11 protein-coding genes are annotated in these 12269 nt (G+C 59.0%); 4 read left to right on the forward strand and 7 right to left on the reverse strand.

What is annotated here, in order from left to right:
* Positions 1–55: 55 nt before the first annotated feature.
* Entirely contained in the window at positions 56–526 is a 471-nt protein-coding gene (locus AB7M23_RS02320) for a phosphate-starvation-inducible protein PsiE (RefSeq protein ID WP_330523001.1), read from the reverse strand.
* Between the two features lie 276 nt (positions 527–802).
* Here AB7M23_RS02320 and AB7M23_RS02325 point away from each other — a divergent pair, with 276 nt between their 5' ends.
* Complete coding sequence (locus AB7M23_RS02325) at positions 803–1069, forward strand: YebG family protein (protein WP_065758788.1); 267 nt, start codon at positions 803–805, stop codon at positions 1067–1069.
* Positions 1070–1074: 5 nt separating this feature from the next.
* Here AB7M23_RS02325 and AB7M23_RS02330 read toward each other — a convergent pair whose 3' ends face one another.
* Positions 1075–2094, reverse strand: coding sequence for a Leu/Phe/Val dehydrogenase (locus AB7M23_RS02330; protein ID WP_099775754.1), 1020 nt, complete (start codon positions 2092–2094; stop codon positions 1075–1077).
* Positions 2095–2213: 119 nt separating this feature from the next.
* Here AB7M23_RS02330 and AB7M23_RS02335 point away from each other — a divergent pair, with 119 nt between their 5' ends.
* Entirely contained in the window at positions 2214–3020 is an 807-nt protein-coding gene (locus AB7M23_RS02335) for a SirB1 family protein (protein WP_454240141.1), read from the forward strand.
* Positions 3021–3038: 18 nt separating this feature from the next.
* On the opposite strand, the gene maiA is transcribed toward AB7M23_RS02335, so the two are convergent.
* Genes maiA through hmgA form a run of 3 tightly spaced genes read right to left on the reverse strand, consistent with a single transcriptional unit; the run spans position 3039 to position 6278 of the window.
* Positions 3039–3665 carry a maleylacetoacetate isomerase gene (gene maiA / locus AB7M23_RS02340; RefSeq protein WP_102052777.1) on the reverse strand — a complete coding sequence of 209 codons (627 nt, stop codon included), beginning with the start codon at positions 3663–3665 and terminating at the stop codon, positions 3039–3041.
* A 15-nt stretch (positions 3666–3680) separates the two neighbouring features.
* The gene (gene fahA / locus AB7M23_RS02345) at positions 3681–4973 is read right to left on the reverse strand and encodes a fumarylacetoacetase (RefSeq protein ID WP_102052776.1); all 1293 of its coding nucleotides are present in this window, start codon (positions 4971–4973) and stop codon (positions 3681–3683) included.
* 3 nt (positions 4974–4976) lie between these two features.
* On the reverse strand, positions 4977–6278 hold the full coding sequence (gene hmgA, locus AB7M23_RS02350) for a homogentisate 1,2-dioxygenase (RefSeq protein ID WP_065758793.1): 1302 nt from the start codon (positions 6276–6278) through the stop codon (positions 4977–4979).
* A 172-nt stretch (positions 6279–6450) separates the two neighbouring features.
* Here hmgA and AB7M23_RS02355 point away from each other — a divergent pair, with 172 nt between their 5' ends.
* Positions 6451–7230, forward strand: coding sequence for an IclR family transcriptional regulator (locus AB7M23_RS02355; RefSeq protein ID WP_065758794.1), 780 nt, complete (start codon positions 6451–6453; stop codon positions 7228–7230).
* Here the strand turns inward: AB7M23_RS02355 and AB7M23_RS02360 are convergent.
* Positions 7202–9973: a hypothetical protein gene (locus tag AB7M23_RS02360; protein WP_454240142.1), complete on the reverse strand. Its 2772-nt coding sequence runs from the start codon at positions 9971–9973 to the stop codon at positions 7202–7204. The genes AB7M23_RS02355 and AB7M23_RS02360 overlap by 29 nt on opposite strands.
* Before the next feature lie 333 nt (positions 9974–10306).
* Between AB7M23_RS02360 and AB7M23_RS02365 the strand changes: the two genes are divergently transcribed.
* A complete protein-coding gene (locus AB7M23_RS02365; protein WP_125862918.1) occupies positions 10307–10525 on the forward strand; it encodes a hypothetical protein in 219 nt (72 codons plus the stop codon).
* Between the two features lie 755 nt (positions 10526–11280).
* Here the strand turns inward: AB7M23_RS02365 and AB7M23_RS02370 are convergent.
* A complete protein-coding gene (locus tag AB7M23_RS02370; RefSeq protein WP_454240143.1) occupies positions 11281–12180 on the reverse strand; it encodes an alpha/beta fold hydrolase in 900 nt (299 codons plus the stop codon).
* Between the last annotated feature and the right edge of the window lie 89 nt (positions 12181–12269).

Genomic DNA, 12269 nt, shown 5'->3' on the forward strand with positions numbered 1-12269 from the left:
GGACACCCCGCCGACGCCACCGCAGGCAGCCTGCTCCAACATAAACCGAGCAGCCCTATTTGGCCTCTTCGATGTCCTTACCGCTGGCGTTAATTGCCCTGCTCGAGGGGTAGCGGGACGAGGCGAAGCGCACCACCAGGATCGAGAACGACAGCAGCAGGATACCGCCGCACACATACAACAGGCCTACGTCGGGGGCCTTGTGGTGTGATACATCGCCGATCAGCAGACGGGTCAAGGCGGTGATCGCCACATACAACAGGAAGCGGATTGGCATGTGGTTGGTCTTGAAATAGATACCGACCATCGCCCCCAATTCCAGGTAGATGAACAACAGTAGGATGTCATCGACACTGACACCGCCCTTGCCCAGCATCTCCAGGAAGGTCACTACAGCGGCGTAAGCCGTGATCGCACCGATACCGAACAACGCCAGGTAATGGAAGGCCTCAACGCACAAGTTACCCAGTGAGTCGGCAGAGCCATGCAGGCTTTTTCGCAGTTTGTCAGCCCAATTGTTATTCACGGTACAGATTCCTTGATACGGCTTGAAGGAGAATGCGGCAAGTACATGACGCTTTATCTGCATGCAGTAAAAAGGCCAGGCACTGGGTTTGAGAAGGCGGCAGATTGCCGCAAGGCACGTGCGCGTGCACCCGTTCAATGCGACCGGGGGCTAAAGACCGAGGCAGGGGCTGCAAAAATGCCACTATTCAAAGCCGAGGGATTGCCTTATCCTCTCTACTGTACAAAAATACAGTATTCGTATTGTTCAATTATCGAAAGGCATGTGAGGTGATGAATGGCCGTCGAAGTGGTGTACCGCAGCAGCCGAGACCTGGAGCGCTTGTTCATGGATAAAGCCGAAGCAGACCGTCACGACAAGATGCTCGAGCTGGCTGAACTGCTGGCCGAAGTGCTGAAAAAAGCCGTGCCATCACTGAGTGAACAGCAGGTTGAGGACGCCGGTATCTACATGGCGAAAAACCGCGATGTCTTCGCCAAGGCCTTCAAGAGCCAGCCCGACGCACTCAGCGAACTGCTGGGTGACGAAAGCCCTGCCGAGTAACCCACTCAAGGGTATAGCAGCCGCTCGGCCAGGGTTTGCGCAACGCGCGCTGGCGAGCGCTTCTCTGCCTGGGCATGGGCAAAGACCTCTGTCAGCCGCGACGGAATGCGCGCCAGGTGCTCGGTAATGGTCGGCAGCTCTTCACCTTGGTGCTTGAGCGCCACATAAATCAGGCCGCCTGAGTTGATGATGTAATCCGGTGCGTACAGGATGCCGCGGTTTTCCAGCTGATCGGCCACCTGCAGGGTGGTCAGTTGGTTGTTCGCCGACCCTGCAACGGCAGCACAACGAAGCTGCATTACACTCTGCCCTGTAAGAATCGAACCCAAACCGCAGGGCGCAAAGATATCGCATGGGGTACTGATCAGCGCCTCAGACGCAATCGGATGGGCATTGAACTGCTCCATCGCCAATTGCACCCGCCCAGGATCATGATCGCTGACCAGCAGTTCTGCGCCCGCCGCATGCAACTGCTCCGCCAAGGCGAAGCCCACATTACCCAACCCTTGCACCGCCACGCGCAAGCCTTCCAGGTTGTCGCTGCCCAAGCGCGCCATTGAAGTCGCACGGATACCGGCAAACACGCCCATGGCCGAATACGGCGAGGGATCACCTGACGCCGTGGTGCTCGTGACATGCTGTGTTGTTTGCGCAATGCAGTCCATGTCCAGCGTCGACGTACCGCTGTCGATAGCCGTGATGTACCGCCCCTCGAGAGAATCGACAAAACGCCCGAAAGCCTCAAACAGCGCGGCTCGGTTTTCTACATGCGGGTTTCGAATGATCACCGCTTTGCCCCCACCCAGCGGCAAGCCGGCCAATGCAGCCTTGTAACTCATGCCCTGAGCCAGACGAATGGCGTCGATCATCGCACTGTCATCGTCGGGGTAGGCCAGGTAGCGACACCCGCCCATGGCGGGGCCACGCTGCTCACTGTGGATAGCAATCACGGCCTTGAGCCCGGTCGGAGGATCGATACACAGGTGCAGCGAGTGGGTGCGCGTGCTTTGCATCAGCGAAAACATCGACAAGCTCCCGAATTGCTGGGTGCTGATGCAAGTATAGGCACGCTCCGGGCAACTGATAGCGCTACTGGACGAAAGCCACGCAGGGGGCTAAAAAATAAGCGTAAGCGGAGACTTTCATGAACCCACGCAAAGCCTGTCTGGCCTGCCTCGAACGTGACCCTGTCGCGCTGTTTGAAGCGGGGTTGTGGATCGCCGCCGAGCATGACCCCGGCGTGCAACCTGCCGACTGCCTGGCGCAGGTGCAAACGCTGCAACGCGAGGTCAGTGTTGGCCTGCCCATGTTGTCTGTGAACGAACTGGCCCAGCCTCTGCTGCGGCAGCTCTGCACGTTGGGGTTTCAGCAGGATGAGTATTACCCCTTGCGCCCTCAGGCAGCCTTGCTGGACAAGGTGCTGCTGCGCCGTCGCGGCCAGCCGCTGGCCTTGGCACTGTTGAGCCTCGAACTGGCCCGCAGCTTGTCCATTCCACTGGAGGGGGTGAACTTTCCGGGATACTTCCTGCTGCGAGTACCGGGCGCCGACCACCTGCTCGACCCGTGTGGTGGACGTCGCCTGTACCCTGCCGACTGTCGCGAACTGCTCGGCCGGCAGTTCGGCCCGCAAATGACCTTGAGCGCAGAACACCTGCTGACAGCCAGCCCACGCCAGATGCTGCAACGCCTTTCACGCAACCTGCGGCAATTGCACACCACCCATGACGACGACCTGGCAGCACTGAAAGATGCTGAACGGGTCGTCGAACTAGGGGCAGCCAATGCCAGTGACTACCTGGCCAGAGCCACGCTCTACCAGCGACTGGATTGCCCACAGGCCGAACGTTTCGACCTGGAGCATGCCTTGTTGCTCAGCGAAGACCCGATCCAGCGTTTACGCCTGACCGAGCGCCTGAGCCACCTGCCCCCCAAAGCGACATCGATTCATTGAACCTAATCACCTGCCGCGTCATGGGGTATCCGGTTGGTTAGACGGGTGTGCCTGAATGAACGCCGGGTGTTGCGCGGCCAGCGCCGCTACCCGATTGATGCGAGGATAAGCGCCGAGATCGATGCTGAACCGCTGCGCGGCATACAACTGGGGAATCAAGTAGACATCCGCCAAGCCCGGTTGTGCGCCGAAGCAGTAGCCACTGTCACCGATCAACTGCTCAACCGCCGCCAGCCCTTGGCTGATCCAGTGGGCGATCCACTGGTTGACCTGCGTTTCGTCATGCCCTAGCTGACGCAGTTGGTTGAGCACACTGACATTGTGCAACGGGTGGATGTCACAACCAATCAGCGCCGCCACCCCACGCACTTGAGCGCGTTGCTCAAGTGCAGCAGGCAGCAGTGCCGGCTGTGGATAACGTTCTTCCAGATACTCGATGATCGCCGGCGACTGTAACAACAAGGCCCCCGAGTCGACCCTCAGGGCCGGTACACGGCCCTGAGGATTGAGCGCCAAAAACGCAGGCTCACGCTGCTCGCCTTTGAGCAGGTTGACCGGCAGGGACTGGAAATCCAGCCCCTTGAGCGCCAGGGCAATCCGTACCCGGTACGACGACGTCGAACGAAAGTAGGTATAGAGTTCCATGCCCTGCCCTCTTTTTTAGTGTGCTGGCAGGATCTTGCCGCGGCACTCACCAAAACCGATGCTGGCAACACCGTCGCGGATGCAACGGGCGCGCAGGATGATCTCGTCACCGTCTTCAAGGAAGCGGCGCACTTCGCCGGATGCCAGCTCGATCGGCTCCTTGCCGCCCTGAGTGATCTCCAGCAGGCTGCCGAACTGACCGGGTTTAGCGCCCGACAGGGTGCCAGAACCGAACAGGTCGCCCGATTGCAGCTGGCAACCATTGACACTGTGGTGCGCGACCATCTGCGCCACGGTCCAGTACATGCTCAAGGTATTGCTCAGGGTCAGGCGATGGGCCGGCAGGTTCTGCTCACGCATGCGCTCGGTCACCAGCAGCACTTCCAGCTCGATGTCGAAGGCGCCCAGCGCCTGATCGCGCTTGTCGAGCAGGTAAGGCAGTGGCTGTGGGTCGCCTTCCGGACGTGCCGGTTGGGCGCAACGGAACGGCTCCAGCGCTTCGGCCGTCACCACCCACGGCGAAACCGTAGAGATGAAGCTCTTGGACAGGAACGGGCCCAGTGGCTGGTATTCCCACGCCTGGATGTCACGCGCCGACCAGTCGTTGAGCAGGCAGAAGCCGGCGATATGCTCAGCCGCTTCGGCCACCGGAATGGCCTCGCCCAACGCGTTGCCCTGGCCGATCCAGATGCCCAGCTCCAGCTCGTAATCAAGCCGTGCGCAAGGGCCGAAGGTCGGCTCGCTCTGCCCGGCAGGCAGGGTTTGGCCCTTCGGCCGACGGACATCCGTACCCGACGGACGAATGGTCGAAGCACGGCCGTGATAACCAATCGGCACATACTTGTAGTTCGGCAGCAAAGGGTTGTCTGGACGGAACAGTTTGCCAACGTTCTTGGCGTGTTCGATGCCTACGTAGAAGTCGGTGTAATCGCCAATCCGGGCAGGCAGGTGCAACTGGCACTCAGCAGCCGGATACAGCAGGGGGCGCAGTGCGGCCTGGTGCTCGCTGTGTTCACCCAACAGCGCCAGCAGGCGCTCGCGCAGGGCAACCCGGGCACCACGGCCCAATGCGAAGAACGCATTCAGCGCACCGCCACGGGTAGCCTCGACAGCGGCACGGGCTTGGCCCTCGAACAGGCCCGCGGCCAAAGCGCCTTCCAGGTCGAGGATGGCATCGCCAATGGCAACACCACAGCGTGGCGCCTGGTCGTTACGGCTGAAGATACCCAGGGGCAGGTTCTGCAGCGGGAAATCGCTATGCCCGTTGGCGTGATCGACCCAACTACGGGCAATGGCGGACTGATTCATGGGTTATCTCCGATTCGGGGTGAAGGTGCTCGGCAACGATGCCCAGCAACTATCGTAGTCGGCCTGCAATTGCGGGCATTCCAGTGCATGGCGCGTCGGTCTCAGCATCTGGCTGGTCTCGAACATGAAGGCCATGGTGTTATCGATCTTGTTCGGTGCCAGGTCAGCGGCAATCGCCTTGGCACAGGTTTCAGCATCCGGGCCATGGGCGCTCATGCAGCTGTGCAGCGACGCACCGCCAGGCAGAAAACCTTCGGCCTTGGCGTCATAAGCCCCCTGGATCAGGCCCATGAACTCGTTCATCAGGTTGCGGTGGAACCATGGTGGACGGAAGGTGTTCTCGGCCACCATCCAGCGTGGCGGGAAAATCACGAAATCGATGTTGGCCATGCCCGGCACGCTGGTCGGCGAGGTCAGTACGGTGAAAATCGATGGGTCCGGGTGGTCGAAGCTGACGGTGCCAATGGTGTTGAAACGGCGCAGGTCGTACTTGTACGGCACGTTGTTGCCATGCCACGCCACCACATCCAGCGGCGAATGCTGCAACACACAGCCCCACAGCTCACCCAGGAACTTCTGCACCAACGGCACAGGGCCCTGGTGCTCTTCGTAATGGGCCACCGGCGCCAGGAAATCACGCGGGTTGGCCAGGCCGTTACTGCCAATCGGGCCAAGGTCCGGGATACGCAGCGGCGCACCGTGGTTCTCGGCGATGTAGCCGCGCGCGGTACCGTCAAGCAGTTCGACACGGAACTTCAAGCCACGCGGCAGCACGGCGATTTCCAGTGGTTCGACCTCCAGCACACCCAGCTCGGTGGCGATACGCAGGCGGCCCTGCTCCGGCACCAGCAACAGTTCGCCGTCGGCGTTGAAGAACACGCGCTCCATCGAGCGGTTGGCGCAATAGCTGTAGACGCTCACACCCGCTGGCTTGTCAGCAGCCGAGTTGGCCGCCATGGCGACCCAGCCGTCGATGAAATCGGTCGGCTCGGCGGGGATATCCAGCGGGTTCCAGCGCAGCCGGTTTGGCGTCACCGCGCCCAATGGGCCACCGGCCAGCTGACGCTCCAGGCGCTCGAACGCCGGATGCAGGGCCGACGGCCGGATACGGTACATCCAGGTGCGGCGCAGTTCACTGCGGGTCATGGTGAACGCGGTGCCGGAGAACAGTTCGGCGTACAGACCGTACGGGGCCTTTTGCGGAGAGTTTTGCCCGACAGGCAGGGCGCCCGGCAATGCTTCGCTGGCGAATTCGTTACCGAAACCGCTCTGGTAGCTGAGTGAGGACGTGGAATCGAGGTTCATCGAGACTCCTGGCCATGAGGCCGGTTACGGGCAGTTGGCTGCGAACCGACCAGGCGGTGACAGCACGTCTGCATTATTTTTATCGTAATCACATTACGCATAACGTAATTTGATTGCCAAAGTCCGTCAAGCTATAAAGACGCCCTCCTGTCTCTCCCGGATCGAATGCCCCATGGCCAAAGCCAGCTCCACCGCCGATAGCACCGGCAAACAGAAGGTTCGCTCGGCAGAGGTCGGCACCGACATCCTCAAGGCCCTGGCTGAACTGTCGCCCGCCACGTCACTGTCACGCCTGGCCGAACACGTTCAAATGCCCGCAAGCAAGGTTCACCGCTACCTGCAGGCGTTGATCGCCAGCGGTTTTGCCGAACAGAACCCGGCGACCAACCACTACGGGCTGGGCCGTGAAGCGCTGCGCATCGGCCTGGCCGCACTGGGTGGCATCGATGTATTGAAGGTCGGCGCAATGCCGCTGTCGCAATTACGTGATGAGCTTAATGAAAGCTGCTTTTTGGCCGTATGGGGCAATAAGGGCCCAACCGTGGTCAGCATTGAGCCGGCCGTGCGTGCTGTAACCGTGGTCACGCAGATCGGCTCGGTACTGCCGCTGCTCAGCTCATCCACCGGGCTGGTGTTCGGGGCCTACCTGCCGGAGCGCGAAACCCTCGAGCTACGTGATCAGGAACTGGCGGCCCTGAAGCAGACCGCCAGTGAGTACGACGCCTTGTTTGCACAAATCCGTGAACGTGGCCTGCACCATATCCACGGCCTGCTGATGCCGGGCGTCGATGCGCTGTCAGCCCCCGTGTTCAATGCGGTCGGCAAGATCGCGGCGGTTATCACCGTGGTCGGCCCGACCTCGATCTTTCATGCCGATGAACAGGGGCCAGCCGCTCAACGGCTGCTGGCCACTGCAAAAACCATTAGCTGGCGAATGGGGCATGACCTTTAGGGAGCGCCTGCGCGCTGGCTTCCAGGTCACCAAGGAACAGCGTCAGCTCTTCCTTGAACACCTTGTAGGTCGGGGTCGCGGCCTTGGGGGCGACGGGTGCTACGAGCTCCTTGCACAAGTTTTTGAGCAACTCCACCTGGGCAGAGCTCGGCCCACTCGACAACTTGGAAAGGGCAGCAAGCAAGCGCCCCCATCCCCCTACCATCGAGAACACCCCCAACCCTGACAACGCAAAGGAAACCAGCGCTGAAGCCCGGTCACCATCACGGTAGGCCAGCGCCCCCTTCGTGAATGCTCGCAACGTAGTAAAGGCCGATATCGCCATTGACGCCGGTGGAAACGGCATCGAAAGAATGGACGCGGTACTGAGCACCACCTCAAACAACAACCGCGATATCCGCTCGGCAACGCTGGTCGTGTCATGATCGACATCGTCGATGATGCGCAGCGTCATGGCATCGAACTCATCACCAAGATCACTGATCCGGGTGTACTCACCGTAGGCACTGACGATCAGATCGGTGGGGTCACCCGCGCGCGCGATATCGTTAATCAAGGTACCGATGATCCGCTGATCCTTGATCGCCACTCGGCGATAGAAGTAATCACCGAGGCCATACGCCTTCCATTGACTGATCAGGTCTTCCCGACTGCGCAACCAGCGGCCATCAGGGGCATCCGGGGTGTACAGCAGGTCGTCCGCGGCATTGCCCTGCATGTGCCGGAGAATATAGACACCTTCGATACGCTGGCCGCGCAAGGCAAGCTGGTACACACCGTCCTTTTGGTAGGTTCTGTCGCCACCCACCACGGGCGGTTCGAGTTCCAGCAGCGATTCGACCGTCGCCTTCATCCAGCGGCGCTGCGCTGACGAAAGGTTCCCCTGCAACACTTCGCAGAGCGCGGTCCGCGTGATCTGCAGGCGCAGCAAGTGGCCATGCAATGCGCGATACAGGCCGTATTTCGCATCGGTCTTCACCAGTGTCTGCTTGGCCTGCGCGATATAGCGCTCCCCCAACTTTACCGAACGTATGTAGCTCGCCACACGTCGACGATCAAGCCTCGACAGATCCTGCCCGCGGGTTGAGGCGAACCTGGCGAACTCCTCGAAATTGAAACTGCTGCCGTATCCGCTTATCACCACTTGAGTCAACGTCATCTCGGCGCCCGCCTCAAGTGTTACCAACACCGTGTCAGGGTCTACCCAGCCACCCGTTGAATTCGAACCGAGCAACGTGTTGAGCCATTGCCCGACCTCATGGTGGGCAAAGCTTCGGAAATGGGGAAGGCTGTAGTGTTTTTCATATTCCTGGCCAAGTGCCTGCAACATGAAGTCCAGGTTGCTCAGTGCCTGACGGTCGTTGGGGGTAGCATCGCGGTACCATTGCGGCGTGACGGCCTGCAGCTCATCCAGCAGACCCTCCACTTTCATTGAGGCAATCTTGGACAACGCGTCGCTCCATGTGCTTGCCTCCCAAGGCTTCAGCACCATGCTGTTACGTATCCAATGCGTGGTGGAGCGATGCTGTTGCTCAAGATGGCGCCTGAAGCCGGACCGCTCTGCAAAGGCAACCTGGCCGACCAGATAATCACAGCCTGGCGCTGTAGCTGACCAACCAGCCATGGCGTCGCTCAGATGATGCACAGCGTCAAACACCCTGACATCCCCACCTGGCGCACCCGGCGCGTAAACGATATAGCGCCAGTCATCACCCTGGGGATAACGCACATAGAACAGATCCTTCAGTACCACCCCTTGCTCATTGAGCAACACACATCCCACCTCGACACCCAGCGACGCCAACGAGCCGTTGTGCTGAGCAAGGCGTTCAAACACCTCAAATGCCGTTGGGTCCATGCCCTGATAACCCGCACTCAGAAACGACAACGACAAGCGCGCCTGCAGGGCGTCGGCCATCGCCGCTGTTCCCTCCTCTGTCAGGTAAAGGGCTCGCACGGCATCGATGTAACCCATGCGCAGATTCAGCTCGGCAATCATCGCAGCAATGAACTGCGCCGAAAGGTCTGGCCCTTGGACAACCTGCACAACGACCTGAGCCTCTTGCCCTTGATAGCCTCCCGAGAGCACCCATTGGCCAAGGCTCAATTGCCGGCTGCCGGTTTGTACATGGCCATCGAGGTCTATTGAGTACGCGACATTGAGCACAACCTGCTCAGCGTCGATGGTCAGCCCCAGATGCTTTTGCACATATGCCTGGATTTGCAGGCGGGCATAATCCTCATGGCTGGCATGCCCCTCAAGCAGCGTATCTACACGCAGTTGGGCATCTTCGAGCGTTTTTTCACGCTGCTCATAAGCGACTTTTTCGTCACCGACCAGAAACCGCAACCAGTCTGGTTGACGGGAAACACGGTACTGCCTGAGGCGATCGGCATGACGCGCCTGAAGCGTTGAAACCAGTCCGGACTGCTGCTCCATCGCAGCCAGTGCTTCCCACACCTGAGGTGCAGGCTGCGAGTGAGCACGTGCATTCTGCAGGATGTCGAGAAACCACTGTCGCTGAGTACGCTGCAGATCAGCAACGTGTTGTTTGAACACGTCTTCAGCAAAAGGCTGCTCGATAACCGTGAGCGTCTGCCCCTGAAGCAGGGCCTGTTGCGAAGGCGCCAAGTGCTGTAACAGTGGTTGACGCGTTTCAGTTTTTTGCAGGCGCCACGTCACGTCACCCAGCAGCGACTGAAGATCACCATACAGCCCCAGGCCATCCCAGGTGCTGTACAAACACACCACCGTGTCGGCGGGATGCTCGGCAAAATCACCTGATACGAAGGCCTGCGAAAGTGGAATGGCCTGCCCGCTATCGTCAAGCAGCGAAAGTGTCCTGAGCGTCGCATCAGCATTAAAGATGCTCTCCTCCAACTGCTTGCAACGGGCGGCCCTTTCAGGTCGCCCCTTGGCCCATAAATGAATATCGAGAAAGAACAGATAGGCCAGCAGTTGGTGAAGCCTGTTTGGGCCAAACGCTTCATCGGGGCTTAACGTACCCGCCCAAAAATCTTGAAGTTGCTCCAACCATGTATCAGCCCACTGGGGAAGCAGTTCGCCAAGCACCTGATGAATAAGGTTTACATCGGCATCGATGGGCTGAGTTGCACCCGCCGCGAAAAGCTGCGGGCCCATTTGCTCAAGCGACAGTGCCTGCTGATCAATCATGGCCTGCAGCGCAAGGTCGATCAGCGGTACGCCCTGTTGAACCCGCAAGGCCTGAAGATCAACATCGCAACCCAACGCAGCCATTCGCACCTGAAACTGTTGACGTATGACCTGCGCTAAAGAAGGGGCCGTGCTTAAAACCGACTGTATCTTCAATACAGTATTGGTCATTTCAAGTAGAAGTTCTTGCACACTGAAGTTCTCCAGTCGTTCAGTGGACAATGTAAACGGTGTAGAGGTATTCATTCGCGATCCTTGTGAATGTGGTTATTAGCGGCCAAGAAACTACCCACAAGAACGTGCAAATCCAAGAGGAGAAAGTGCCTGAAAAGTATCAAAATCAATCAGAACTAATGGATCCAATTAATGCGCCCAGTACTTAAAAGTGTTTTCCTTCAGCGCGCTTTTTTTACAACCCACTGACTACCTGTTTTCTGACATAAAAAAACACCCCAAACAAAACGCCAACACGCCGTCTAGTCTGAGGTGAACGCGCTGCATAACCTAAAACTATTACAGCCTGCGTAAAAGAGAATGTCAGAAACCACTATTTTTCCTGAAAGATCAGCGCCTTATTCTAAGCCCACCTGCCCAGTAGAGCCGCTCAACAAGCAACTCCTGGCAGGCTTGTAGGCTTACTCAATAACGGAGTACCTACCCAGTTCACCGACGTTGATTTTGAAGCTCCTTGATCTACGTCTTACTTGGCCGCTGCTTTGCAGCGGCCTTTTTTATTCTGTACCGCTGCGGGTTTCAGTCGGCCGCGTCATCGCAGTGAAACGATGTAATAACCGATGAGCGATCGGTGCCAGAATCAAAGCAATTGTGGCAACGTCACCGGGCCCACACCAACAGCAGGACCCTTACATTCAGGATCAGGCCTGTTTCAGTGGCCGCCCCAGCCGGGAGTAAGCGCGGAACGCCAGGTAGTGATACAGCACCTGGACCGGTGATTCAGTGTGTGGGTAATGCCCAATTCCCGGCAGCAGCACCGTATCGGGCTCCGGCACCAACTGCCGGTAACGCTCAACCACATGGCCTCCGCAAACCGGGTCTACCAGGCCATTGATAAACCGTAGCGGCACACCGCCCACCAGCAACGCCCCGACCCAGCGCTCGCGATAGGTCATGCACTCCAACGGGTAAGTACTGAGCTTGTGCAATACCCGCATGCCACGGTTGGAAACCATCAGGCTCCAGCAGTCATCCAGCGCACTTTCACTGGGACGGGTGCGAGGCCCGTAGATCTTGCTGACGCAATTGACCAGATCATCACGCCGGAACGAGCGTGCCACCAACCAGCCAAGCCGACTGAGCAGCAGCTTATGAATCAGTAGAGGCCGATGGCACTCGGGGAACAGCGCTGCATTGAGGAACACGCAACTGGCGATCTGTGCCCGCCCTTCATGGTGACGCGCCAGCAGCTCCTGAGCGACCGTAGCCCCATAATCATGCCCCAACAGATGCACGGGCTCAGTGACCTGCAGGTGCTCAAGCAACGCCTGCTGGATATCCGCCTGCTCCAGCAGGCTGTAGGTGTAGTGCAGGGGCTTTGAGGAATCGCCAAAGCCGAGCATGTCACAGGCAATCACCTGATAGCGCTGCGCCAGAGGCTGCCAGAGATAGTGCCAATCCCAACTGGCGGTTGGAAAGCCATGGAGCAACAGCAGTGGTTCGCCATGGCCGGCGGTCCAGTAACGGAGGGTTTGGCCCCGGAACGAAAAATGATGCCCCCGGGTACGCCAGACACTTAACGGTATCTCGGCAAGAGGCATCTGCGCTGTCCCCGTGGCGTGGTCGAAGTCCTGTTGAGCAAGGTATTGGCGGTATTCATTGCAATCACCTCGGCACATTCATTTGCGCT

The sequence above is a fragment of the Pseudomonas sp. HLS-6 TE3448 genome, from assembly GCF_053629555.1.